20 protein-coding genes are annotated in these 25,633 nt (G+C 70.6%); 14 read left to right on the top strand and 6 right to left on the bottom strand.

From position 1 onward, the window contains the following. Positions 1-21: 21 nt before the first annotated feature. From AC07B0_RS08525 to AC07B0_RS08505, 5 genes are all read right to left on the bottom strand, one after another. Complete coding sequence (locus AC07B0_RS08525) at positions 22-2,259, bottom strand: protein kinase domain-containing protein (RefSeq protein ID WP_478897359.1); 2,238 nt, start codon at positions 2,257-2,259, stop codon at positions 22-24. Positions 2,260-2,327: 68 nt separating this feature from the next. Then, positions 2,328-3,104: a succinate dehydrogenase/fumarate reductase iron-sulfur subunit gene (locus AC07B0_RS08520; protein WP_356872515.1), complete on the bottom strand. Its 777-nt coding sequence runs from the start codon at positions 3,102-3,104 to the stop codon at positions 2,328-2,330. Next, the gene (locus AC07B0_RS08515) at positions 3,101-5,002 is read right to left on the bottom strand and encodes a fumarate reductase/succinate dehydrogenase flavoprotein subunit (protein WP_469376675.1); all 1,902 of its coding nucleotides are present in this window, start codon (positions 5,000-5,002) and stop codon (positions 3,101-3,103) included. Before AC07B0_RS08515 ends, AC07B0_RS08520 begins: the two co-directional genes overlap by 4 nt. Before the next feature lies 1 nt (position 5,003). Continuing rightward, positions 5,004-5,828: a hypothetical protein gene (locus AC07B0_RS08510; protein ID WP_356872511.1), complete on the bottom strand. Its 825-nt coding sequence runs from the start codon at positions 5,826-5,828 to the stop codon at positions 5,004-5,006. A 112-nt stretch (positions 5,829-5,940) separates the two neighbouring features. Beyond that, entirely contained in the window at positions 5,941-6,165 is a 225-nt protein-coding gene (locus AC07B0_RS08505; RefSeq protein WP_356872509.1) for a hypothetical protein, read from the bottom strand. Between the two features lie 365 nt (positions 6,166-6,530). Here AC07B0_RS08505 and AC07B0_RS08500 point away from each other — a divergent pair, with 365 nt between their 5' ends. From AC07B0_RS08500 to AC07B0_RS08440, 13 genes are all read left to right on the top strand, one after another. Further along, positions 6,531-9,002, top strand: a complete 2,472-nt coding sequence (locus AC07B0_RS08500) for an ABC transporter family substrate-binding protein (protein WP_478863360.1) — start codon at positions 6,531-6,533, stop codon at positions 9,000-9,002. Between the two features lie 370 nt (positions 9,003-9,372). Then, the gene (gene typA / locus AC07B0_RS08495) at positions 9,373-11,277 is read left to right on the top strand and encodes a translational GTPase TypA (protein WP_356872505.1); all 1,905 of its coding nucleotides are present in this window, start codon (positions 9,373-9,375) and stop codon (positions 11,275-11,277) included. Positions 11,278-11,834: 557 nt separating this feature from the next. Continuing rightward, positions 11,835-13,457 (top strand): peptide ABC transporter substrate-binding protein, encoded by a 1,623-nt coding sequence (locus AC07B0_RS08490; protein ID WP_356872503.1) that lies wholly within the window; start codon positions 11,835-11,837, stop codon positions 13,455-13,457. 93 nt (positions 13,458-13,550) lie between these two features. Beyond that, the gene (locus AC07B0_RS08485; RefSeq protein ID WP_356872501.1) at positions 13,551-14,495 is read left to right on the top strand and encodes an ABC transporter permease; all 945 of its coding nucleotides are present in this window, start codon (positions 13,551-13,553) and stop codon (positions 14,493-14,495) included. Then, positions 14,488-15,450 carry an ABC transporter permease gene (locus AC07B0_RS08480; protein WP_356872499.1) on the top strand — a complete coding sequence of 321 codons (963 nt, stop codon included), beginning with the start codon at positions 14,488-14,490 and terminating at the stop codon, positions 15,448-15,450. The genes AC07B0_RS08485 and AC07B0_RS08480 overlap by 8 nt, the downstream gene beginning before the upstream one ends. Positions 15,451-15,463: 13 nt before the next feature. Continuing rightward, a complete protein-coding gene (locus AC07B0_RS08475) occupies positions 15,464-16,522 on the top strand; it encodes an ABC transporter ATP-binding protein (protein ID WP_356872497.1) in 1,059 nt (352 codons plus the stop codon). Further along, positions 16,515-17,561 carry an ABC transporter ATP-binding protein gene (locus AC07B0_RS08470; RefSeq protein WP_356872495.1) on the top strand — a complete coding sequence of 349 codons (1,047 nt, stop codon included), beginning with the start codon at positions 16,515-16,517 and terminating at the stop codon, positions 17,559-17,561. The genes AC07B0_RS08475 and AC07B0_RS08470 overlap by 8 nt, the downstream gene beginning before the upstream one ends. Before the next feature lie 154 nt (positions 17,562-17,715). Continuing rightward, entirely contained in the window at positions 17,716-18,654 is a 939-nt protein-coding gene (locus AC07B0_RS08465) for a GNAT family N-acetyltransferase (RefSeq protein ID WP_478897356.1), read from the top strand. A gap of 106 nt (positions 18,655-18,760) precedes the next feature. Continuing rightward, entirely contained in the window at positions 18,761-20,395 is a 1,635-nt protein-coding gene (locus tag AC07B0_RS08460) for a peptide ABC transporter substrate-binding protein (RefSeq protein ID WP_356872491.1), read from the top strand. Positions 20,396-20,429: 34 nt separating this feature from the next. Further along, the gene (locus AC07B0_RS08455; RefSeq protein WP_356872489.1) at positions 20,430-21,353 is read left to right on the top strand and encodes an ABC transporter permease; all 924 of its coding nucleotides are present in this window, start codon (positions 20,430-20,432) and stop codon (positions 21,351-21,353) included. Next, positions 21,346-22,380 (top strand): ABC transporter permease, encoded by a 1,035-nt coding sequence (locus tag AC07B0_RS08450; RefSeq protein ID WP_356872487.1) that lies wholly within the window; start codon positions 21,346-21,348, stop codon positions 22,378-22,380. The genes AC07B0_RS08455 and AC07B0_RS08450 overlap by 8 nt, the downstream gene beginning before the upstream one ends. Before the next feature lie 15 nt (positions 22,381-22,395). Further along, on the top strand, positions 22,396-23,370 hold the full coding sequence (locus tag AC07B0_RS08445; RefSeq protein WP_356872485.1) for an ABC transporter ATP-binding protein: 975 nt from the start codon (positions 22,396-22,398) through the stop codon (positions 23,368-23,370). Further along, the gene (locus AC07B0_RS08440) at positions 23,363-24,442 is read left to right on the top strand and encodes an ABC transporter ATP-binding protein (RefSeq protein WP_469376685.1); all 1,080 of its coding nucleotides are present in this window, start codon (positions 23,363-23,365) and stop codon (positions 24,440-24,442) included. The genes AC07B0_RS08445 and AC07B0_RS08440 overlap by 8 nt, the downstream gene beginning before the upstream one ends. Positions 24,443-24,502: 60 nt before the next feature. Here the strand turns inward: AC07B0_RS08440 and AC07B0_RS08435 are convergent, their stop codons facing one another. Next, positions 24,503-25,060, bottom strand: a complete 558-nt coding sequence (locus tag AC07B0_RS08435; RefSeq protein ID WP_478897353.1) for a DinB family protein — start codon at positions 25,058-25,060, stop codon at positions 24,503-24,505. 361 nt (positions 25,061-25,421) lie between these two features. On the opposite strand from AC07B0_RS08435, the gene AC07B0_RS08430 reads away from it, so the two are divergent. Then, positions 25,422-25,616 carry a hypothetical protein gene (locus AC07B0_RS08430; protein WP_030226073.1) on the top strand — a complete coding sequence of 65 codons (195 nt, stop codon included), beginning with the start codon at positions 25,422-25,424 and terminating at the stop codon, positions 25,614-25,616. Positions 25,617-25,633 lie beyond the last annotated feature (17 nt).

Genomic DNA, 25,633 nt, shown 5'->3' with positions numbered 1-25,633 from the left:
GCCCGCACCCGGAGTCGCGGCCTACGGGACCGCCACCGCCGTCAGTTCCGGGAGCGCCACGGCGACGGCGTCGGCGGTCAGTACCGCGCTCCCGAGAGCGGCGTGCTCCCACTGCCACCGCAGCTCCCCGCTCGCCGCGTCCAGCCCGGCCAGGAACGGCGGCCGGGGCGTGCGGCCGAGCAGCCCGCCGCGGCCGCCGTCCGCGGACCTCACGTACAGCAGGTCCCGCCGGACCCCCAGCAGTTCCACCGCGCAGGACGGGCCCTGACGCCGCACCAGGGGACGGTGCCACCGCACCGCGCCGCTCTCCGCGTCCAGCGCGGACACCGTGTCCCAGCCCTCCCGGGCGCGGTGGGCGGCCACGTGGACCGTGCCGTCCAGGCAGAGCAGCCCGGTCGGCGCCGGAGTGCCCGCCTCGACGTGCCAGACGACGTGCCCCTCGCGCCGGTGCAGCGCGCGCACCGTCTTCCCGTCCGTCACGTGCACGGGACCGCCGGGCAGCCCCGGCGCGTCCCGGTACGGGTTGCGCGGCCAGGCCCACAGGGGCCGCCCGGTGGCCAGGTGCAGGGCGGTGAGCAGCAGCCCGTCGGCCAGGACCAGGCAGTCCCCCGAGACGGTCGGCCTGCGGGAGCCCGCGCCCTGGACCGGGTACCGCCACACGGTGTCCCCGGTCGCCCCGTCCAGCGCGGTGAGACCGCCCCGCGCCCCGTACAGCACCAGCCCCCCGGCCACGGTCAGCGGCGGGGTCCGCCCGGCGGGGGGTTCCGGCAGGTCCCGCCACCAGCGCACGCGGCCGTCCCCCGCCTCCCGGGCCAGCACCCGCACGCCCCCGCCCTCCTGCCCGGCGACGGCGACGTACACCGAGCCCGCGTCCGCCGCGCAGGACACGGCCGCGGCGGCGGGCCGCCCGGAGGCGGGCACGCCCTCGTCGGCGCGGGCCGTCCACAGGGCCGCCCCCGTGCCGGCCCACACCGAGCCCACCTCCTGGCCGGCCCGCCACACCACGCTGTCCCCGGCGGCGTACAGCGCCTGCGGCCGGACGGGGGACCGCCACAGCCGCTCCCCGGGCGCGACGGCGGTCCGCGGGGCCCCGGCCGTGCCCCCTCGGCCCGAGCGGCCCCCCACGGCGGCCCCCACCCGGTCCCGCGCCGCCGCCGTACCCCCGCCCAGGCCGGGCCCCGCCGACTCCGCCCCCTCCCGGCCGGGCTCCGCCCGGTCCGCGCCCACCCGGGCCGGCTCCGGCCGTGTCCGTGTCGGGGTCGCCGCCGTGAGGCCGTCGTCGGCGGGGCTTTCCCCGGCGGGGTCCCCTTCGGCAGGAGTCGCCCGTACGGGGTCGCCGGGGGAGCCGCCGGGGGACCCCGGGTCAGGTCCCCCGGGGGCCCGGCCCGCCCCCGGCGCCTGTGCCGGGTCCGCGTCAGCCGCGGGCCCCGCCGGGTCCCCCGCCCACGCGGCGGCCCCCGCCGCCAGCGCCCGCAGGGCCCGGGCCACCTCCGCCGCCGACCCCGGCCGGTCCGCCGGGGCCTTAGCCAGCAGTGACCGCGCCAGCGCCGCCAGCCGCGGCTCCACCCGCAGCTCCGGCGGCGCCTCCTCGACGTGCCGGAGCATCAGGGCGTACGGGCCCTGCGCCGAGCGGAAGGGCGGCGCCCCGCGCAGCAGCGCGTACAGCACGCACCCCAGCGCGTACAGGTCGCACCGGGCGTCCACCGGCTCGCCCCGCCACTGCTCGGGCGCCATGTACTCCGGGGTGCCGAACACGCGGCCCGTGACCGTCCAGCCCGCCGTCGCGTCCGAGGAGTGGGCGATGCCGAAGTCGCAGATCTTGAGCCGGCCGCCGGGCAGCAGGAAGAGGTTGGCCGGTTTCAGGTCCCGGTGGACCACCGCCTGTTCGTGCGCGGCGGCCAGCGCCTCCGCCGTCTGGGCCGCCAGGTCGACCGCCCGCGCCGCGGGCAGCCCGCCCGGCGAACGCGCCAGCGCCGACGCCAGGTCCTCGCCGGGCAGCAGCTCCATCACGATGAAGAGCCGCCCGTCGTGCACGCCCACGTCGTGCACCACGGTGATCCCGGGATGCTGGAGCCGCGCCCCGATGGTCGCCTCGCGCCGGAACCGCGCGGCCACCTCGTCGTTCGCCGCCGCCTCCAGCAGCAGCTTCACCGCCACGGACCGCCCCAGGCTCAGGTCGTGCCCGCGCCACACCTCGCCCATGCCGCCCTGGCCGAGCCGCCGGTCCAGCCGGTAGCGGCCCGCCAGATGATCCCCCACACGCACCGCGCATGCCCCCTGACTCCACGTCAACGCGTCCCAGGGGGCATTGTGTACGGCGAAGTGAACTACAGGGGGTCGGAGCGGCGGCGGATCCTGCTGCCCAGCCACACGAGCGGGTCGTACTTGCGGTCGACGGCCCGTTCCTTCAGCGGGATGAGCGCATTGTCGGTGATCTTGATGCCTTCGGGGCAGACCTCCGTGCAGCACTTGGTGATGTTGCAGTAGCCGAGCCCGTGCTCCTCCTGGGCCGTGCGCTTGCGGTCCAGGCCCGTCTCGGCGGCCGCGTCCAGGGGGTGCATGTCCAGTTCCGCGACCCGCATCAGGAAGCGCGGACCCGCGAAGGCCTCCTTGTTCTCCTCGTGGTCGCGCACCACGTGACAGGTGTCCTGGCACAGGAAGCACTCGATGCACTTGCGGAACTCCTGCGAGCGTTCCACGTCCACCTGCTGCATCCGGTACGCGCCCGCCGCCACCCCCCGCGGCGGTACGAACGCCGGAACCTCCCGCGCCTTCGCGTAGTTGAAGGACACGTCCGTGACCAGGTCGCGGACGACGGGGAAGGCCCGCAGCGGGGTGATGGTGATCGTCTCCGACCGCTCGAAGGTCGACATCCGCGTCATGCACATCAGCCGGGGCCGGCCGTTGACCTCGGCGCTGCACGAGCCGCACTTGCCCGCCTTGCAGTTCCAGCGCACCGCGAGGTCGGGGGTCTGGGTGGCCTGGAGCCGGTGCACGATGTCCAGGACCACCTCGCCGTCGTGGACCTCGACGGTGAAGTCCCGCAGTTCCCCGCCCTCCGCGTCGCCGCGCCAGACCCGGAAGGCGGCATCGTAGGTAGTCACTCGTAGAGCTCCTCTTCGGCGAGGTACTTGACCAGCTCTTCCTTCTCGAACAGCGCGAGCAGGTCGGGCCGGATGGGGTCCGTGCGGGTGCGTACGAGGGCGATCCGGCCGGCCGCGGGATCCGCGGGCTCCGGGTCCACCGGCCGGCACAGCAGGTTCACGGGCCGCCAGCTCCGCTCCATCGCCGGGCAGTCCTCGCGGGTGTGCCCGCCCCGGCTCTCGGTGCGTTCCAGGGCCGCGCGGGCCACGCACTCGCTGACCAGCAGCATGTTGCGCAGGTCCAGCGCCAGGTGCCAGCCCGGGTTGAACTGCCGGTGCCCCTCGACCCCGGCGCGCGCGGCCCGTACGCGCAGTCCCGCGAGCTTCTCCAGCGCCTCGGCCATCTCCCCTTCGCGGCGGATGATCCCGACCAGGTCGTTCATCGTCGTCTGGAGCTCCTGGTGGAGCGTGTACGGGTTCTCCGCGCCCCCGTCGGCGTGGAAGGGGGCCAGCGCCTCCGCCGCGGCGGCGTCGACCTGCGCCTGGGAGACGGCCGGACGCGCGGCGGAGCCCGCGGCGTGCTCCGCCGCGTGCAGCCCGGCCCGCCGGCCGAAGACCAGCAGGTCGGACAGGGAGTTGCCGCCGAGCCGGTTCGAGCCGTGCATGCCGCCGGCGACCTCGCCCGCCGCGAACAGGCCCGGTACCCCGACCGTCGCGGCGGTGTCCGAGTCGACGGCGATCCCGCCCATCACGTAGTGGCAGGTCGGGCCGACCTCCATCGGCTCGGCGGTGATGTCCACGTCCGCCAGCTCCTTGAACTGGTGGTACATGGAGGGCAGGCGCCGCCGGATCCGTTCCGCCGGCATCCGGGTGGACACGTCGAGGAACACCCCGCCGTGCGGCGAGCCGCGGCCCGCCTTGACCTCGGAGTTGATGGCCCGGGCCACCTCGTCGCGGGGCAGGAGTTCGGGCGGCCGCCGGTTGTGGTCGGGGTCCTCGTACCAGCGGTCGCCCTCCTCCTCCGACTCGGCGTACTTCTCCTTGAAGACGTCCGGGACGTAGTCGAACATGAACCGCTTGCCCTCGCTGTTGCGCAGCACCCCGCCGTCGCCGCGCACCGATTCGGTGACGAGGATGCCCTTGACCGAGGGCGGCCAGACCATGCCGGTCGGATGGAACTGCACGAACTCCATGTTCAGCAGCGGTGCGCCCGCGAGCAGTGCCAGCGCGTGCCCGTCGCCCGTGTACTCCCAGGAGTTGGAGGTGGTCTTGAAGGACTTGCCGATCCCGCCCGTGGCGAGCACCACTGCCGGGGCCTCCAGGACGAAGAAGCGGCCGGACTCGCGTTCGTAGCAGAAGGTCCCCGAGACGCGGTCCCCGTCCTTGAGCACCCGGGTGACCGTGCACTCCTGGAAGACCTTGAGCCGGGCCTCGTGGTCCCCGTACTCCTTGAAGTCCTCCTGCTGGAGGCCGACGATCTTCTGCTGGAGGGTGCGGATCAGCTCCAGGCCGGTGCGGTCGCCGACGTGCGCGAGGCGCGGGTACTCGTGCCCGCCGAAGTTGCGCTGCGAGATCCGCCCGTCGGGGGTGCGGTCGAAGAGCGCGCCCCAGGTCTCCAGCTCCCAGACCCGGTCCGGGGCCTCCTTGGCGTGCAGTTCGGCCATCCGCCACTGGTTGAGGAACTTGCCCCCGCGCATGGTGTCGCGGAAGTGGACCTGCCAGTTGTCGTGGTCGTTGACGTTGCCCATGGAAGCCGCGATGCCGCCCTCGGCCATCACCGTGTGGGCCTTGCCGAAGAGGGACTTGCAGATCACGGCCGTACGGGCGCCCCGCTCGCGGGCCTCGATCGCGGCCCGCAGCCCGGCGCCGCCCGCGCCGACCACGACCACGTCCCACTGCTGCCGGTCGACTTGAGCCATGTCAGAAGATCCTCGGGTCGTCGAAGGTGCCGGTGGCCAGCAGGTACACGTAGAAGTCGCACAGCGCCACGCTGATCAGGGAGGCCCAGGCCAGCTGCATGTGGCGGGTGTTGAGCCGGCTGACCCAGCCCCACAGGCGGTAGCGCACCGGGTGCTTCGAGAAGTGCTTCAGGCGGCCGCCCATGATGTGCCGGCAGGAGTGGCAGGACAGGGTGTACGCCCAGATCAGCACGGTGTTGACGAGGAACAGCAGCGTTCCCAGGCCCATGTGGCCCCAGTCGTACCGCGCGTCGCGGAAGGTCAGCACCGTGTCGTAGGTGAGGATCGCCGCGACCGGCACCGCCGCGTAGAAGAAGTAGCGGTGGGCGTTCTGAAGGATCAGCGGGAAGCGGGTCTCACCCGTGTACGAGGCGTGCGGCTCGGCGACGGCGCAGGCGGGCGGCGAGGCCCAGAAGCCGCGGTAGTAGGCCTTCCGGTAGTAGTAGCAGGTCAGCCGGAAGCCGAGCGGGAAGACCAGGATCAGCAGGGCGGGGGACAGGCCCCACCAGCTTCCGAAGAGGTCGAGGTTGGGGCCGCCGCGCATCCGCTCGCAGTTCTCCGCCAGACAGGGGGAGTAGAAGGGGGACACGTACGGGGCCGCGTAGTAGTGGGCGTTGGCGAAGGCCCGCCAGGTCGAGTAGGCGATGAAGGCGAGCAGCCCGGCCGCGGTGCCGGCGGGCGACAGCCACCACCGGTCGGTCCGCAGGTGCCGGGCCGCGATCGCGGCCCGGGAGGGGCCGTGGACCCCGCCGGGCCGCTGTTGGGGTGGTTCCGTGCCTGTGGCCAAGGAGAACTCCGGGTGGAGTGTCGAGGGGTGGCCCAGGAGACCCGGCGCCGCGCGTACGGGCGCCGCCGGGCCAGATGGGGTGGGTACGGGGTACGGGCGGTCCGGCGGCGCGTCAGGGAGCGCGGCGGTCGCGGGCTCCGAGGCCCTCGTCGTCGGAGTCCGTCCAGAGCGTGCTGTCGTACGGGGTGTCCGGGACGGTGACCATCGCGGACCGGTCGGGCTGCCTGGAGGCGGCGGCCGGACCCTGCCGGGCCACGTCCCGCTCCAGCCGCTCCACCGAGCGGACGAGCTCGTCCAGGTTGCGTCGTACGGCGCTCAGATCATCTTGCAGGGACATGATGTGCCCTCACTTCCGCGGGTGCGGTGACCGTGACCGTGCTCATGGGCGCCTGAGAGTGTCGCGCCTCCCGTCCCCGGTTGTGAAGAGACGTGCAGCGATTCCGGGCGTGCAGGCGTGAACCGTGCGCCCCCTCCCCGACCCCGTTTTCATCCCTCGTGCGGGGGAACGCCGCTCGCGCCGCAAGCCGGATTGGTCCGCCCGGGTGGGGTTCGCGGCGTGGCGCGCTCCGGCTGCGGGGCACCCGGGGGGCCGTCTATTTCAGTGGGTTTCGGCACCAGTGTGATCAGCTCCATATACCGCCGAACGTGATCTTGACCCCCATCTTTCGCGTCCCACCACGCCCCGCTCCGGAGGTACCACCCATGTCCCAGAGAACGCGCAGGTCCTTGGCGCTCCTGACCTCGGGCGTCCTCGCACTGCCGCTCCTCGCGGGCTGCGGCGCGGGCGACGAGGAAGGCGGACCGGCCGCAGCGGGACCGGACATCGCGACGACGGCCCGTGACCGGGTCACCGACGGCGGCGTCCTGCGCTGGGCCGTGGACGGCCTCCCGGACACCCTGAACACCTTCCAGGCCGACGCGGACGCCACCACCTCGCGGATCGCCGGCGCCGTCCTGCCCCACCTGTTCGTCCTGGACGGGAAGGGCCGCCCCGTGGCCAATCCCGACTACCTGGAGAAGGCCGAGGTCGTCGAGCGGGAGCCCAAGCAGGTCGTCCTGTACAAGCTGCACCAGCAGGCGGTCTGGAGCGACGGCCGGGAGATCGGCGCCCCCGACTTCGTGGCCCAGTGGCGGGCCCTGAACGGCAAGGACTCGGCGTACTGGACGGCCCGCAACGCCGGCTACGACCGGATCGAGAAGATCGAGAAGGGCAAGACCGACCTGGAGGTCAAGGTCACCTTCTCCAAGCCGTACGCGGACTGGCGCTCCCTGTTCAGCCCGCTGTACCCGAAGCAGGTCACCGGCTCCCCGGACGCCTTCAACGAGGGCGCCCGCGGCACCCTCAAGGTCACCGCCGGGCCCTTCGCCCTCGGGGCCATCGACAAGAAGACCGGCACCGCCGCGCTGACCCGCAACCCGCGCTGGTGGGGCCACCCCGCGAAGCTCGACACCCTCGTGCTGACGGCGGTGCCCCGCGCGGAGCGGCCGGCCGCGCTGGCCGCCGGCAAGATCGACCTGGGGGAGATCGACCGTGCCGGCGCCGACCGGATCGCCCTGGCCCACCGCGACGCCGGGCGCGTGAACGGCTCGCACGGCCCCGGCGCGGCCCTGACGCCGGCGCAGGCCACCCTGTCCTGGGCGCTGGCCCACGGCGCGGACGAGACCAAGGCCCGCGAGGAGCAGGAGCTCCGGCAGAAGAGCGCCGACGCCACCAAGAAGTACGCCGACGAGCAGGCCGCCCTGCGCACCTTCAAGGTCCGCAAGTCCCTGGAGCCCGTCTACACCCAGCTGGCCATGAACGGCGCCTCCGGCCCGCTGTCGGACGAGCGGGTCCGGCGCGCGGTGGCCCGGGCCCTGGACCGCAAGGCGCTGGCCGAGGCCGTGCTCAAGCCGCTCGGCCTGCCCGCGAAGCCGGTCGGCAGCCACCTGGCCCTGGCCGGGCAGCAGGCGTACGCCGACAACAGCGAGGCCCTCGGCGGCCAGGACCCCCAGGCCTCCCAGGCCCTCCTCGCCGACGCGGGCTGGCGCCGGGGCGGCAAGCTCACCGAACCGGCCGGAGCGAAGGCGGGACCGGAGGGCTCCGGACAGGACGACTCGAAGACCCCCTCGACGTCCTCGGGCCCGGGCACCGGCAACGACGGCCTCTACATCGTCGGCCAGGACGACGGGCGCAACGGCGACCTGCGCTCGGCGACCGCGCAGCTGGCGGCCCGCGCCCGGCTCCGCCCGGCCCAGGCCGCCCCCGGCGACCACGAGGCCGCCCACGGCAGGCCCGGTGGCCCCGCCGCGGACCTGCCGGCGCTCCCGGACGGATCCGCGTACGGCCTCGACGGGGAGATCGTCGACGCCGACGCCTTCGCCCCGGGAGGACCCGGAGCCGAGGGAGCCCCCGGCGCCCCCGGGAGCCGGCCCGCCGCCGCCCTCGCCCCGGCCTCCCTCGCAGCCCAGCAGGAGAACGCGCTGCTGGCTCAGGCCGAGGCCGTCGACGACGCCAAGAGCACCGCGGACGCGGAGGCGGACGGCGACGCCGAGGCCGCCGACGACGGCAAGGAGCCCGCCGAGGCCAGCCCGGCCCCCGCCCCCGTCAAGCAGACGGCGCGCACCTCGGGCCGCATGCTCGCCAAGGACGGCAAGCAGCTCACCCTGCGCTTCGTCCTCCCGGCCGGACCGGGCTCGGAGTCCCTGCGCACGGTCGGCGAGCGGATCGCCCAGATGCTCCAGAAGATCGGCGTGGGCACCGAGATCACCAAGGTCGCGGACGAGAGCTTCTTCAAGGACCACATCGCCTCGGGCCAGTACGACCTGGCCCTGTACTCCTGGCCCGCGACGGCCTACCCGGCCACCGACGCCCGGCCGATCTTCGCCAAGCCGGAGCCGGCCGCCGACGGTTCGCTCCTCGTCGAACAGAACTACACCCGCGTCGGCACGGACCACATCGACCAGCTCTTCGACCAGGCCCTGGGCGAACTGGACGAGAAGCAGGCCCGCGAGCTGATGCGCAAGGCCGACGCCCGCATCTGGGCCGCCGCCGGATCCGTACCCCTCTACCAGCGCCCCGAGCTGGTGGCGGCCAAGCCCGGCCTGGTCAACGCCGGCGCCTTCGGCCTCGGAGCGCCGAGGTACCAGGACATCGGCTGGAAGAAGCCCGCCTCGGCGAAGGACAAGAAGAAGTAGCGGAGTGCGGCGGACGTACCTTCGCAGAATGCGTACCTACGGAGAAGAAGTGGTGACAAAGGGGTGGAGTACCGGGTGACCCACGGGTCACAAGCTCAGAAGTGACTCAAGTCCCTTGCCCGCCGGAGACCCGGCGGGCAAGGTCGTGGATACCCGTTGACCCGCATGAACACAGGCTCCACCGACAGCCGGGACTCCCCACCCCACACCCGGCCGTCCTCAGTCGTCCGGCCTCTTGACAGACCCCCCGGCAGGCGGTTCCCGCCAGCCGACGTACGATGGGGTAAGGCCGTGGCAGGTTTTCGCCCGGTCGAGGCGCGCGTGCCAGGCCGTACGCGACGCCATCCACGATCCCGGGAGAAGCGCCGAAGTGCCCACGCGCCACGACATCCGTAACGTCGCCATCGTCGCCCACGTCGACCATGGCAAGACGACCATCGTCGATGCCATGCTCAAGCAGGCCGGTGCCTTCGCCGCCCACCAGCACCTCGACGACCGCATGATGGACTCGAACGACCTGGAGCGTGAGAAGGGCATCACGATCCTCGCCAAGAACACGGCGGTGAAGTACCACCCCAAGGACGGCGGGGCGCCCATCACGATCAACATCATCGACACCCCCGGCCACGCCGACTTCGGTGGTGAGGTCGAGCGCGGTCTGTCGATGGTGGACGCCGTCGTCCTGCTGGTGGACGCCTCCGAGGGTCCGCTGCCCCAGACCCGCTTCGTCCTGCGCAAGGCCCTGCAGGCGAAGATGCCGGTCATCCTCTGCATCAACAAGACGGACCGCCCGGACTCCCGGATCGACGAGGTCGTCAACGAGACCTACGACCTGTTCCTGGACCTGGACGCGGACGAGGACCAGATCGAGTTCCCGATCGTCTACGCCTGCGGCCGTGACGGCGTGGCCTCGCTGACCAAGCCGGAGGACGGCACCGTCCCCGCGGACAGCGACAACCTGGAGCCGTTCTTCTCCACCATCCTGGAGCACGTCCCCGCCCCGGTGTACGACGACGAGGCGCCCCTCCAGGCCCACGTCACCAACCTGGACGCCGACAACTTCCTCGGCCGCATCGCGCTGCTCCGCGTCGAGCAGGGCGAGCTCCGCAAGGGCCAGACCGTCACGTGGATCAAGCGCGACGGCACCCAGTCCAACGTCCGCATCACCGAGCTGATGATGACCGAGGCGCTCACCCGCAAGCCGGCCGAGGTGGCGGGCCCCGGTGACATCTGCGCCGTCGCCGGTATCCCCGACATCATGATCGGCGAGACCCTGGCGGACCCGGAGAACCCGATCGCGCTGCCGCTGATCTCGGTGGACGAGCCGGCGATCTCCATGACCATCGGTACGAACACCTCCCCGATGGTCGGCCGCGGCGGCAGCGGCAAGGGCGCGGACGCCAAGTCCGCCGTCAAGGACCGCAAGGTCACCGCCCGCCAGGTCAAGGACCGCCTCGACCGCGAGCTGGTCGGTAACGTCTCCCTCCGCGTGCTCGACACCGAGCGCCCGGACGCCTGGGAGGTCCAGGGCCGTGGTGAGCTCGCGCTCGCCATCCTGGTCGAGCAGATGCGCCGCGAGGGCTTCGAGCTGACCATCGGCAAGCCGCAGGTGGTCACGCAGGAGATCGACGGCAAGGTGCACGAGCCGGTCGAGCGCATGACGATCGACGTCCCCGAGGAGCACATGGGCGCGGTCACGCAGCTCATGGGCGTCCGCAAGGGCCGCATGGACAACATGTCGAACCACGGCTCCGGCTGGGTCCGCATGGAGTTCGTCGTCCCGTCGCGCGGTCTCATCGGTTTCCGTACCGAGTTCCTGACCGGTACGCGCGGCACCGGCATCGCCCACTCGATCCACGAGGGCCACGAGCCGTGGTTCGGCCCGCTGGTCACCCGCAACAACGGTTCGCTGGTCGCCGACCGCGCCGGTGCGGTCACGCCGTTCGCCATGATCAACCTTCAGGAGCGCGGCGTCCTGTTCACCGACCCCGGCACCGAGGTGTACGAGGGCATGATCGTCGGCGAGAACTCGCGCTCCGACGACATGGACGTGAACATCACCAAGGAGAAGAAGCTCACCAACATGCGTGCGGCTTCCGCGGACAACACCGAGAACGTGGTGCCGCCGCGCAAGCTCTCCCTGGAGCAGTCCCTGGAGTTCTGCCGCGACGACGAGTGCGTCGAGGTGACCCCGGAGGCGGTCCGCATCCGTAAGGTCGTCCTGGACCAGAAGGACCGTTCGCGCACCGCGTCGCGCGCCAAGTCCGCCAAGTAGCGGGCGGGGCCCGCCAAGTAGCGGGCGAGGTCCGCCGAGTGGCGGGCGAGCAGGACCAGTAGGACCCCAGCGGGACCCGAGCGGGACCCGAGGGTGCTCCGGTACCGTCGGCGCGGTACCGCAGCGGGAGCGCGGCCGCCCGATCGACTGTCGAAAAGTCGTACGGCTGGAAACGGCCCCTCCCCATACCGACACGGTGTGGGGAGGGGCCGTTCGCGTTTGTCAAGCGGATTGTTGCGTTCTGGTGTCCGCATACCGACCGTGACACTCCGGAAGGTGAGCTAACCGTCCGTTTCGCACGTGTCTGTCTCCTATCCGTTTGTCCGGATTTCGGGTTTTCGCCATGCGGTGATGTTGTGAAAACGAGACCACTTAAGTGTGGTTTACGGTCTGGGCGTCCCCGAGGATGGCTCCATTGAGCTCGGGTCAATGGGTCACACGCTGTGGGGAGCGTCGACTCACGAGCACACACGATGGGACCGGATTTCGCTGTCAGGGGTGTCAGCGGAGCCGGGTCCTTCACGAATCGACAGTGACTCCTGAGGAGGCAATTACCCATGCGCGGAGCAACGAGCGCCAAGTGGGTCGCGGGTGCCGTCATCGTGGCGATGGCTGCCACGGCCTGCAGCACCAGCAAGGACAACGCGGGCGGCGCCGGTGGCAACATCACCGTGCTGCTCGGCGAGCCGCAGCACGGCCTGGTGGGTCAGAACACCGCCGAGTCCGAGGGCGCCGAGGTCCTCAACGCGCTCTTCACCGGTCTGGTCGACTACGACAACAAGACCAACGAGCCGAAGCTCGCGGTCGCGGAGTCCATCGACACCACGGACTCGAAGACCTGGACCGTCAAGATCAAGGACGGCTACACCTTCCACAACGGCGAGAAGGTCGACGCGCAGTCGTTCGTCCGCGCCTGGAACTGGGGTGCCAACCAGGACAACGCCGCCGAGGGCATGCCGTTCTTCTCGAAGATCGAGGGCTCCGAGGAGCTCGCGCCGGGCAAGGACAAGAAGCCCACCTCCAAGGAGCTCAAGGGCCTCAAGGTCGTTGACGAGAAGACCTTCACCGTCACGCTGAAGGAGCCCTTCTCCCAGTTCAAGACCATGCTGGGCTACAACGCCTTCTACCCGCTGCCCAAGGCGTTCGAGGCCGACCCGAAGAAGTTCGGCGAGAACCCGATCGGCAACGGCGCCTTCCAGATGGACGGCGCGTGGGAGCACAACAAGCAGATCAAGGTCAAGCGGTACGACAAGTACCCGGCCGAGGGTCGCGCCAAGCTGGCCGGCGTCACCTTCAAGATCTACGACAACCTGGACACGGCGTACAACGACCTGCGCGCCGACAACCTCCAGATCGTCGACAAGCTCCCGATCTCCGCGATGGCCAACGTCTCGCAGGAGTTCGGCGACCGCTACCTGTACAAGCCCGAGTCGGGCGTCGGCTACCTCGGTCTCCCGCTGGAGCAGAACCCCGAGACGTTCGGCAAGCTGGAGATCCGTCAGGCCATCTCCATGGCCATCGACCGGGACGCCATCACGAAGACCATCTTCAACGGCACCCGCAAGCCGGCCGACGACTTCATCAGCCCGATCATCCCGGGCTACCGCAAGGGCGCCCTGGGCGAGTTCGGTACGTACAACCCGACCAAGGCCAAGGAGCTCTTCGAGAAGGCCGGCGGCGTTCCCGGCAACAAGATCGAGCTCGGCTACAACGCCGACGGCGGTCACAAGGAGTGGATGGAGGCCGTCGCGAACCAGCTGAAGGCCAACCTCGGCATCGAGGTCACCACCAAGCCCTACGCCAAGTTCGGCGAGATGCTGGACGACCTGGGCGCCTCGAAGTACAAGGGTGCCTTCCGCATGGCGTGGTCCATGGACTACCCGGCGGCGGAGAACTACCTGCGTCCGATCTTCTCGAAGGTCGCGATCGACAACGGCTCCAACTACGGCCACTACAAGAACGAAGAGTTCGAGAAGGTCATGGCGGAGGCCGACAAGGCCACCGACGCCGCCGAGGGCCTGAAGCTGTACCAGAAGGCCGATGACATCATCATCAAGGACCTTCCGTACATCCCGGTGTTCACGTACATGTCTTCTGCGGCCTACTCCCAGTCCGTGAAGAACGTCGAGGTCGACGCCCAGGGCCGCATGGACCTGGCGAACGTCGAGCTCAACAAATAACACCCCTCTTCACTAAGGGGATTCAGGGGGCGGGCAGGCGGAGGCAGGTCTCCGCCTGCCTGCCCTTTCCCCCTGTTCTTTGCTGGAGGTCTGATGGGCCGCTACCTCATCCGCCGACTCATACAGGCGATCCCTGTTCTGATCGGTGCCACGTTCCTCATCTACTGGCTGGCGTTCAAGCTCCCCGGTGACCCGATCCAGGCTCTCGCCGGAGAGAAGAAGGCCGACCCGATCGTCGCGGCGATGCTGCGCGAGAAGTACCACCTCAACGACTCGTTCCTGTCGCAGTACTGGAACTACATAACCAACCTCTTCCAGGGCAACTTCGGCGAGACCCTGACCGGCCGCTCCGTCTGGGACAAGATCACCGAAGCCTTCCCCTACACGATGAACCTCGCGATCGTCGCGTTCGTCATCGAGGCCGTCGTCGGTGTCCTCGCCGGCATCATGGCCGCCCTGCGCCGGGGCAAGTTCCTCGACCAGCTCGTCCTGCTCTCCACCCTGCTCGTCATCTCGATCCCGGTCTTCGTGAGCGGTTTCGTCCTCCAGCTGACGCTGGGCGTGCAGCTCAAGAAGAGCTGGGGCATCGACTTCTTCTCCGTCTCCTTCAACGAGAACGACGGCATCCGCGCCTACCTCCTCCCGGCGCTGGTACTCGCTTCGACCTCGCTCGCGTACGTGGCCCGACTGACCCGTACGTCGATGATGGAGACCATGCGCGCCGACTACGTGCGCACCGCGACCGCGAAGGGCCTGCCCCGCCGGCGCGTCGTCGCGAACCACGCGCTGCGCAACGCGCTCATCCCGATCGTCACCTTCCTCGGCGCCGACCTCGGATCCCTGATGGGCGGCGCGGTCATCACCGAGAAGATCTTCAACATCCACGGGATCGGCGGCCTGCTGGCCGAGTCGGTGTACCGCAAGGAGGGCACCGTGATCGTGGGCGTCGTCTCGCTCCTGATCATCGTGTACCTCGTCGCCAACCTGATCGTGGACCTGCTCTACGCAGTGCTCGACCCGAGGATCCGCTATGCGTGACACAACTACGGTGGGGGATGAGTTGACCGACACCCAGACCGCCGAAGCTCCCTCCGCGAGCGGACCGGCCGCCGCCAAGCCCGGCAAGCCGAAGAAGGAGCGCGAGGCCAGCCTCTGGTCCGACGCCGTCTCGGACCTCCGGCGCAACCCGATCTTCCTGATCGGCGGCACGCTCGTCGTCATCCTGCTCGTGCTCTCCGCGGTCCCGCAGTGGTTCACGCCCGGCAGCCCCTTCGACGCCGCCGCCTGCAAGCTCGAGGACTCGCTGAAGACCCCGAGCTCCGACCACTGGTTCGGCTTCGACGTCCAGGGCTGTGACGTCTACACGCGTACGGTCTGGGCCGCCCGGAACTCGATCATCGTCGGTGTCGTCACCACCACCCTGGTGCTCCTCGTCGGCGGCGCGCTCGGCCTGGTCGCCGGCTGGGTCGGCGGATTCATCGACAGCGTCCTGTCCCGCTTCACCGAGATCTTCTTCGCCATCCCGCTGCTCCTCGGCGGCATGCTGATCATGTCGGGCCTCGGCAAGGGCAACGCCTGGACGGTCTCCGTCGTACTGGCCACCCTCGGCTGGCCGCAGATCTTCCGCATCATGCGTTCCTCGGTGCTGCAGAACAAGAACAACGACTACGTCGTCGCCGCCCGCGCCCTGGGCGCCGGCACGATGCGCATCACGCTGCGGCACATCCTGCCCAACGCGATCGCGCCCGTCATCGTGGTCGGTGCGATCAGCCTCGGTGTGTACATCGGCGCCGAGTCCGCGCTGTCGTACCTCGGCATCGGCGTCCAGCCGCCCGGCATCTCCTGGGGCCTGATGGTCAGCGACGCCTCCGTCCGCTGGCTCCAGGCACCTCACGTGCTCCTCTTCCCGGCCGCCGCGCTGAGCATCACCGTGCTCGCGTTCATCATGGTCGGCGACGCGGTGCGCGACGCCCTCGACCCGAAGCTGCGCTGAGGAAGGGCGTACGTTGACCATCATCGACAAGACCTCGAACGTCCCCGCGCCCCGCTCGGCGCCGGAGGGCACCACCCCCCTGCTGGACGTGCGGAACCTGCACGTCGAGTTCCACACCCGCGACGGCGTGGCCAAGGCCGTCAACGGCGTCTCGTACTCGGTGAACGCCGGCGAGACCCTCGCCGTCCTCGGCGAGTCCGGCTCGGGCAAGTCCGTGACGGCGCAGGCCATCATGGGCATCCTCGACATGCCCCCCGGCAAGATCCCGCACGGCGAGATCCTGTTCCAGGGCACCGACCTGCTCAAGCTCCCCGCCGAGGAGTTCCGCAAGATCCGCGGCTCGAAGATCGCCATGATCTTCCAGGACGCGCTCTCCTCGCTGAACCCCGTGCACACCGTGGGCGCCCAGCTCGGCGAGATGTTCCGCGTCCACCGCGGGATGTCGAAGAAGGACGCCACGGCCAAGGCCATCGAGCTCATGGACCGCGTGAAGATCCCCGCCGCCAAGGCGCGCGTGGGGGACTACCCGCACCAGTTCTCCGGCGGCATGCGCCAGCGCATCATGATCGCCATGGCGATGGCCCTGGAGCCGGACCTGATCATCGCCGACGAGCCGACCACGGCCCTCGACGTGACGGTCCAGGCCCAGGTCATGGACCTCCTCGCGGAGCTCCAGCGCGAGATGAACATGGGCCTGATCCTGATCACCCACGACCTCGGCGTCGTCGCCGACGTCGCGGACAAGATCGCCGTCATGTACGGCGGCCGGATCGTCGAGAACGCCCCGGTCCACGAGATCTACAAGCGCCCCGCGCACCCGTACACCCGCGGCCTGCTCGACTCGATCCCGCGCCTGGACCAGAAGGGCCAGGAGCTCTACGCGATCAAGGGCCTGCCGCCCAACCTGCTCAACATCCCCTCGGGCTGCGCCTTCAACCCGCGCTGCCCCAAGGCTCAGGACATCTGCCGCACCGACGTGCCGGTCCTGCACCAGGTGACCGAGCAGGACGGCACCGAGCTGCCCGGCCGCGGCAGCGCGTGCCACTTCTGGAAGGAGCAGATCCATGGCTGACCTCACCAAGCCCAAGGGCGAGCCGATCCTTCAGGTGCGCAACCTGGTCAAGCACTTCCCGCTGACCCAGGGCATCCTGTTCAAGAAGCAGGTCGGCGCGGTCAAGGCCGTGGACGGCGTCTCCTTCGACCTGTACCAGGGCGAGACCCTCGGCATCGTCGGCGAGTCCGGCTGTGGCAAGTCCACCGTCGCCAAGCTGCTGATGAACCTGGAGAAGGCCACCGCCGGCGAGGTCCTCTACAAGGGCCAGGACATCACCAAGCTGTCCGGCAAGGCCCTCAAGGCCGTCCGCCGCAACATCCAGATGGTGTTCCAGGACCCGTACACCTCGCTGAACCCGCGCATGACGGTCGGCGACATCATCGGGGAGCCCTTCGAGATCCACCCCGAGGTGGCTCCCAAGGGCGGCCGGCGCCGCAAGGTCCAGGAACTCCTGGACGTCGTGGGCCTGAACCCGGAGTACATCAACCGCTACCCGCACCAGTTCTCCGGCGGCCAGCGCCAGCGCATCGGCATCGCCCGCGGCCTCGCGCTCAACCCGGAGATCATCATCTGCGACGAGCCGGTCTCCGCGCTCGACGTGTCGGTGCAGGCGCAGGTCATCAACCTGATGGGCAAGCTCCAGGACGAGTTCGACCTGTCCTACGTGTTCATCGCGCACGACCTCTCGATCGTCCGGCACATCTCGGACCGCGTGGGCGTCATGTACCTGGGCAAGATGGCCGAGATCGGCTCCGACGCCGAGATCTACGAGCACCCGACCCACCCGTACACCCAGGCACTGCTCTCCGCCGTGCCGGTGCCGGACCCGGAGGTCCGCGAGGCCCGCGAGCGCATCATCCTCACCGGTGACGTGCCGTCCCCCGCCAACCCGCCGTCGGGCTGCCGCTTCCGCACCCGCTGCTGGAAGGCCGAGGAGCGCTGCGCCACGGAGGAGCCGCTGCTGGCGATCCCGACGCGCTTCCAGGGCGTGACCACCCCGGCCGCGCACGAGTCGGCGTGCCACTTCGCGGAGGAGCGGGCCGTCCTGGCCGTCTGATCCCCGCCGTACGACGCCCAGGGCGCCCGGTACCGGAAGTTCCCTCCGGTCCGGGCGCCCTGGCGCGTGTACGGGCCCGACCCGCGCCGCCCGCCCCCCGCCGTGCCGGGAAAGCCGGTTGCGGCGGCACCCCGGCGCCGCCGAGAGTGGCCGGATGACCGACTTGCTGACCGTCCGTCCGGCGGGGCCCGGGGACGCGTCCGACATCTGCGCACTGCTCAACGCCGTCGACGTCATCGAGATCGGCAGACCGGAGACGGACCTCGCCGCCGTCGAGGCCGACCTGCACCACCCCGACGTGGACCTCGCGACCGACTCCTGGCTCGCCTTCCGCGGCGGCCGCCTCGTCGCCTACGCCCTGGTCTGGGCCGACTCGGGACCCGGCCGCGTCGACGGCGACCACTACGTCCTGCCCGGCGAGGACGAGGCCGCCCTGCGGCTGCTGACCCTGATGGAGGCCCGGGCCCGGGCCCTCGCCGCCGGCGCCCCCGGGGCCCGGCTGCGCATCCAGCTCAACGTCGAACCCACCCTCGACCTCACGCTGCTCGCCGGCCGCGGCTACCGCACCGTCCGCCGCTACCAGGTCATGACCCGCGCCCTCGCCCCCGGCACGGACCTGCCGCCCGCCCCGCCCGCCGGGCTCGTCCTGCGCGACTGCGCCGCCGACGAGGCCGACCGGCGCCGGGCCCACGCCCTCGTCGAGGAGACCTTCGCCGCGCACTTCGGCCACGTGGAACGCGCCTACGAACCGTGGCTGGACCACATCGACGCACGCGCCCTCGACTGGTCGCTGGTCTGGATCGCCTCCCTGCCGGCCGAGGGAGACGTCGCCGTCCTCCTCACCCGGGACGACCGCACCAGCATGGGCTGGCTCAGCCACATCGGCGTCCGCGCCGACGTCCGCGGCCGGGGCATCGGGGGCCACCTGCTGCGCCACGGCTTCGCCGTCTTCGCGGCCCGCGGCCGCCGGTCGGTGGGGCTGGGCGTGGACACCCTCAACGCGACCGGCGCGCTCGGTCTGTACGAGGCGCACGGCATGGCCCTGCACTACGCGGTGGACACCTGGGAGCTGCCTTTGCACTCGCAGGGGTGACAGCGGCGTGACGCGCGGGTGCAATCGGGCCAACCGGAGTGTGGGGGACCGCTCAAAGGGTGACATTGGCCCCTAAGCGAGTCCAGGGACCCCTAGGAGGCACTCCATGCGCGGAGCCACCCACGCCAAGTGGGCCGCATGCGCGGCGGCCGTCGCCCTCGCGGCGACGGCCTGCGGCGGCGGCAGCGACAGCGGCGCGGACGCCGGCGGCGGCGCGGGGGTCGTCAGCTCCTCGTGGGGTGACCCGCAGAACCCGCTGGAGCCCGCCAACACCAACGAGGTGCAGGGCGGCAAGGTCCTCGACATGCTCTTCCGCGGTCTCAAGCGCTACGACGCCAAGACCGGCGCGGCCGAGAACATGCTCGCGGAGAAGATCGAGACCACCGACAGCCAGAACTTCACCGTCACGCTGAAGGACGGCTGGAAGTTCAGCAACGACGAGCCGGTCACCGCCCAGTCCTTCGTGGACGCCTGGAACTACGGCGCCGACGTGCGCAACAAGCAGAACAACGCGCCGTTCTTCTCCGACATCGTCGGCTACGACGACGTGCACCCCGCCTCCGGCGAGCCCAAGGCGAAGACGATGTCCGGGCTGGTCGTCAAGGACCCGAAGACCTTCACCGTCGCCCTCAAGGAGAAGTTCTCCACCTGGCCCGAGACCCTCGGCTACCAGGCCTTCTCCCCGCTGCCCAAGTCCTTCTTCAGCGACCACTCCGGCTGGCTCGCCAAGCCCGTCGGCAACGGCCCGTACACGGTGGACTCGTACACCAAGGGCACCGGCATGAAGCTGCGCAAGTGGGAGGGCTACCCGGGCGCGGACAAGGCGCAGAACAGCGGCGTCGACCTCAAGGTGTACACCGACAACAACACGGCCTACACCGACCTGATCTCCGGCAACCTCGACCTCGTCGACGATGTCCCGGCGCAGCAGCTGAAGAACGTCAAGAACGACCTCGGGGACCGGTACATCAACCAGCCGGCCCTCATCATCCAGACCCTCACCTTCCCGATGTACGACCCGCAGTGGGGCAAGGAGGGCATGGAGAAGGTCCGCCGGGGCATCTCCATGGCGATCAACCGCGACGAGATCACCAAGCAGATCTTCCGCGAGACCCGCACCCCGGCCAAGGACTGGACCTCCCCGGCCCTCGGCGCCCAGGGCGGCTTCTCCGCGACGGCCTGCGGCGACGCCTGCGTCTACGACCCGGCCGAGGCCAAGAAGCTCATCCAGGAGGCCGGCGGCCTGCCCGGCGGCAAGGTCACGCTGACCTCCAACGTGGACACCGGCTCGCACCGCGACTGGATGGACGCCGTCTGCAACAGCGTCAACAACGCGCTCGGCGAGGGCCCCGTCTGCACGGTCAACCCGGTCGGCACCTTCGCGGACTTCCGCAACCAGCAGAGCTCCTTCAAGCTGACCGGCCCGTTCCGTTCCGGCTGGCAGGCCGACTACCCGCTGATCCAGAACTTCCTGGAGCCGCTGTACTACACCGGCGCCTCCTCCAACTACGGGAAGTTCAGCAACAAGGACTTCGACAAGCTCGTCGACGACGCCAACCAGGAGAGCGACGCGGCGAAGGCGACCGGGATCTTCCAGGAAGCCGAGAAGATCCTCGCCGAGCAGATGCCCTCCATCCCCCTCTGGTACCAGAACGGCAGCGCCGGCTACTCCGAGCGGCTCACCGACGTGACCCTGAACCAGTTCAGCGTCCCGGTGTACGACGAGATCAAGGTCAGCTGACCGATCCCCACGGAACGAAAGCACGGAGCAGTCCATGGGACGTTACGTGATCCGGCGGCTGCTCCAGATGATCCCCGTGTTCATCGGCAGCACGTTCCTGATCTTCTTCATGGTGTACGCGCTCGGGGATCCGGTGGCCGCCCTCTTCGGGGACAAGGCGCCGGACCCCGCCACCGCGGCCCGCATCCGCAAGGACCTGTACCTCGACCAGCCCCTGTGGAAGCAGTACCTCCACTACATGGGGCAGATCTTCCAGGGCGACTTCGGCACGGCCTTCAACGGCCAGCCCGTCACCGAGCTCATGGCCAGCGCGTTCCCCGTCACCCTGCGCCTGACCATCGTCGCGATCGTCATCGAGGTCCTCGTCGGCATCACCCTCGGCGTGGTCAGCGGCCTGCGCCGGGGGAAGTCCGTCGACACCGGCGTCCTGGTGCTCACCCTCGTCGTCATCTCGGTGCCGACCTTCGTGACCGGCTACCTCCTCCAGTACCTCTTCGGCGTCAAATGGGGCTGGGTCCGGCCCACCGTCTCCCCGGACGCCCCCTTCAGCGAACTGATCCTGCCCGGCATCGTCCTCGCCCTCGTCTCCCTCGCGTACGTCACCCGCCTCTCGCGCACCTCGATCGCCGAGAACACCAAGGCCGACTACGTCCGCACCGCCACCGCCAAGGGCCTCCCGCGCCACAGGGTCATCACCCGCCACCTGCTGCGCAACTCCCTGATCCCGGTCGTCACCTTCATCGGCACCGACATCGGCGCCCTCATGGGCGGCGCCATCGTCACCGAGCGGATCTTCAACATCCACGGCGTCGGCTACCAGCTCTACCAGGGCATCCTGCGCAACAACTCGCCCACCGTGGTCGGCTTCGTGACCATCCTCGTGATCGTCTTCCTGCTGGCGAACCTGCTCGTCGACCTGCTCTACGCGGTCCTGGACCCGAGGATCCGTTATGCCTGAGCCCGAGCACCCGGAGCGCCCCGAGCACCCCGACAACCCCGGCGGGTACGACCCCGTCGGCCCCCGAGGGGAAGAGGCCATGTCACCCACCGGCCAGGGCGGCGCCATGGACCTCGCGCTACAGGAGGCCGAGAGCGTCGAGGGCGTCGAGCAGGACGCCGGCCCCGAGGGCCCCCGCGAGAAGGCCCGCTCCCTGTGGTCCGACGCCTGGCACCAGTTGCGCCGCAACCCCGTCTTCGTCGTCTCCTCGCTGCTGATCCTCTTCCTCGTCGTCATCTCCATCTGGCCGCAGCTCATCGCGAGCGGCGACCCCCTCCAGTGCGACCTGTCCAAGTCCCAGGAGGGCTCCTCCCCGGGGCACCCCTTCGGCTACGACACCCAGGGCTGCGACGTCTACACCCGCACCGTCTACGGGGCCCGCGCCTCCATCACCGTCGGCATCTGCGCGACCGTCGGAGCCGCCCTGCTCGGCTCCGCACTCGGCGGCCTCGCCGGATTCTTCGGCGGCTGGGGAGACTCGCTGCTCTCCCGGGTCGCCGACATCTTCTTCGGCATCCCCGTCGTCCTCGGCGGCCTCGTCTTCCTGTCCGTGGTCACCAGCACCACCGTCTGGCCCGTCGTCGGCTTCATCGTGCTGCTCGGCTGGCCGCAGCTCGCCCGCATCGCGCGCGGCTCGGTCATCACCGCCAAACAGAACGACTACGTCCAGGCCGCCCGCGCCCTCGGAGCCGGCAACGGCCGGATGCTGCTGCGGCACGTGGCCCCCAACGCCGTCGCCCCCGTCATCGTCGTCGCCACCATCGCGCTGGGCACCTACATCGCCCTCGAAGCCACCCTGTCGTTCCTCGGCGTCGGCCTGCGCCCGCCGACGGTCTCCTGGGGCATCGACATCTCCAACGCCGCCCCGCAGATCCGCAACGCCCCGCACATGCTGCTCTACCCGGCGGGCGCGCTCAGCATCACCGTGCTCGCCTTCATCATGCTCGGCGACGCGGTGCGCGACGCCCTCGACCCCAAGCTGCGCTGAGGAGAGTGCCGTCAGATGCTGCTCGAAGTCCGCGACCTGCACGTGGAGTTCAAGACCCGCGACGGCGTCGCGAAGGCCGTCAACGGCGTGAACTACTCGGTCGACGAGGGCGAGACCCTCGCCGTCCTCGGCGAGTCCGGCTCCGGCAAGTCCGTGACCGCCCAGGCCGTGATGGGCATCCTCGAAACCCCTCCGGGCCGGATCGCGGGCGGCGAGATCCTCTTCCAGGGCAAGGACCTGCTGAAGATGAAGGAGGACGAACGGCGCAAGATCCGCGGCGCGCGCATGGCCATGATCTTCCAGGACGCCCTGTCCTCCCTCAACCCCGTCCTCAGCGTGGGCGCCCAGCTCGGCGAGATGTACGAGGTGCACCGCGGGATGTCCCGCAAGGCCTCCCGGGCCAAGGCCGTCGAGCTGATGGACCGGGTGAAGATCCCGGCCGCGAAGGACCGGGTGGGGGACTACCCGCACCAGTTCTCGGGCGGCATGCGCCAGCGCATCATGATCGCCATGGCGCTGGCCCTGGAACCCTCCCTCATCATCGCCGACGAGCCGACCACCGCCCTGGACGTCACCGTGCAGGCCCAGGTCATGGACCTGCTCGCGGAGCTCCAGCGCGAACTCAACATGGGCCTGATCCTGATCACCCACGACCTCGGCGTCGTCGCCGACGTCGCCGACAAGATCGCCGTCATGTACGCGGGCCGGATCGTCGAGGCCGCCCCGGTCCACGAGATCTACCGCGCCCCCGCGCACCCGTACACCCGCGGCCTGCTCGACTCGATCCCGCGCCTGGACCAGAAGGGCCAGGAGCTCTACGCGATCAAGGGCCTGCCGCCCAACCTGCTCGCCATCCCGCCCGGCTGCGCCTTCAACCCGCGCTGCCCGATGGCCCGGGCCGCCTGCCGGGCCGAGGTCCCGCCGCTCGCCGCGGTCGCCCCGGACCGGACGAGCGCGTGCTTCTTCTGGAAGGAGTGCCTCGGTGCCTGAAGCCATCCTGGAGGTCCGCGACCTCGTCAAGCACTACCCGCTGACCCAGGGCGTCCTCTTCAAGAAGCAGGTCGGCGCGGTCAAGGCCGTCGACGGGGTCTCCTTCGGCCTGGCCCAGGGCGAGACCCTCGGCATCGTCGGCGAGTCCGGCTGCGGCAAGTCCACCGTCGCCAAGATGCTGGTCCACTTGGAACGCCCGACCGCCGGATCCATCGCGTACAAGGGCGAGGACCTCACCAAGCTGTCCGGCAAGGCCCTCAAAACCGTCCGCCGCAACATCCAGATGGTCTTCCAGGACCCGTACACCTCGCTGAACCCGCGCATGACGGTCGGTGACATCATCGGCGAGCCCTACGAGATCCACCCCGAGGTCGCCCCGAAGGGCGACCGCCGCCGCAGGGTCCAGGACCTCCTCGACGTGGTCGGCCTGAACCCGGAGTACATCAACCGCTACCCGCACCAGTTCTCCGGCGGCCAGCGCCAGCGCATCGGCATCGCCCGCGGCCTCGCCCTCCAGCCGGAGATCATCGTCGCCGACGAGCCCGTCTCCGCCCTCGACGTCTCCGTCCAGGCCCAGGTGGTCAACCTGCTGGAACGGCTCCAGGACGAGTTCGACCTGTCCTACGTGTTCATCGCGCACGACCTCTCGATCGTCCGGCACATCTCCGACCGGGTCGGCGTCATGTACCTGGGCCGGATCGTCGAGATCGGCTCCGACACCCAGATCTACGACCACCCCACCCACCCGTACACCCAGGCGCTGCTCTCCGCCGTCCCCGTCCCGGACCCGCGGGCCCGCGCCCACCGGGAGCGGATCATCCTCTCCGGCGACGTGCCCTCCCCGGCCAACCCGCCCTCGGGCTGCCGCTTCCGCACCCGCTGCTGGAAGGCCCAGGCGCGCTGCGCGTCGGAGGTCCCGCTGCTGGCCGTGCCGCAGGTCTTCGCCTCGGGGCCCGCCGCGCACCCGTCGGCCTGTCACTTCGCCGCCGAGAAGCAGGTGGTCCCGCCCGCCTCCGAACTGCCCCCGCCGCCCGCCCCGCCGCCGGCCGCCCCGCCGCCCGCGAAGGAGTAGCGGGGACGGGTCCCGCTCGTGGCGGGAAGTACGGCGGCCGCACCAGGGTGTTCGAACGAATCAGGACGCCCCGGCCGGCTGCCCCGGCGCGGCCGACGGTCCCGGCAGTCCCGGCAGTCCCGGCAGCCCCAGCAGCAGGCCCAGCTGGCCCGCGTGGGCGAGGGAGTCCGCCACCTGCCCGGCCAGCCGGACCCCGACCGGTTCGGCCGTGCCCAGCGTCGGGCTCGGGGCGGTACGGGTGAGGTCCGCGTCCGGGGCGGAGGCGAGGTACGGGGCCACCCGCTGCCCGTGTACGGCCTCCAGGTACTCCAGGAGCAGCGCGGCCGCCGGGGCCCCGGACCCGGTGAAGGCGGCCGCCTGGGCCGGCGTGTGGCCGTAGCCGGTGTCACCGGGGTCGGCCGGGCGGCCGAAGCGCTCCGCCCAGCCCTGGGAAACGTACAGCTGGGGGAGTCCGGCGATCTCGGACAGGTTCCGGTCCTCGCCGCGCGCCACGTGCCACAGCAGCCAGGCCGGGCTGTTGGCGCCGGGGTGCGGGACGCGGCCCAGCCCCCCGGCCGGGAAGGCCCCGGCCAGGGACCGCAGGTCCTCGTGCGCCCTGCCGAAAAGACATGCCGCCATGTCCCGTCCACCGATCATTTTTGGCCACCCCCGTGCCTCGACTGCCGATCGCGCCCGCGTTACCGCCGTAACGGTAACGCGCTTTACACGGGGGCAACTTGACCGTTTCTGACCCGAGATCCGGTCCCGGCACTCTGGGCGGGTGCGGCCGTGCGGGCGCCCACAGTCGGCCGGGGAGGCGCGGAGCCTGCCCGGCCGGCGTTTTCGTGCCCCCGGCCGTGCGCGCCGTGCGCCCCTCGTGCTGCCGGAATTCGATCGATGCGCTGGTACGGATAGTTATGATCCGTAGCGCACGGTGGGTATGACTTCGCCGAGCACGAGTACGCGTACCGATGTCCGCTCGACGTGGAGGTGAAACGCCGTGGCACTCTCGATCTCGGCCGTGGTGCTGCTGGCGATCGTCGTCTTCCTTCTGGTCCGGAGGTCGGGACTGAAGGCGGGCCACGCGTTCGTCTGCGTGCTGCTCGGGTTCTATCTGGCGAGCTCGACGATCGCTCCGACACTCAGCCAGCTCACGTCCAACGTGGCGAGCATGATCAGTGGCCTCAAGTTGTAGGTCCTGCTCGTAGGCTG

The sequence above is a fragment of the Streptomyces sp. NPDC044704 genome (assembly GCF_056433525.1).
This window is presented reverse-complemented; position numbering and strand designations above follow the sequence as displayed.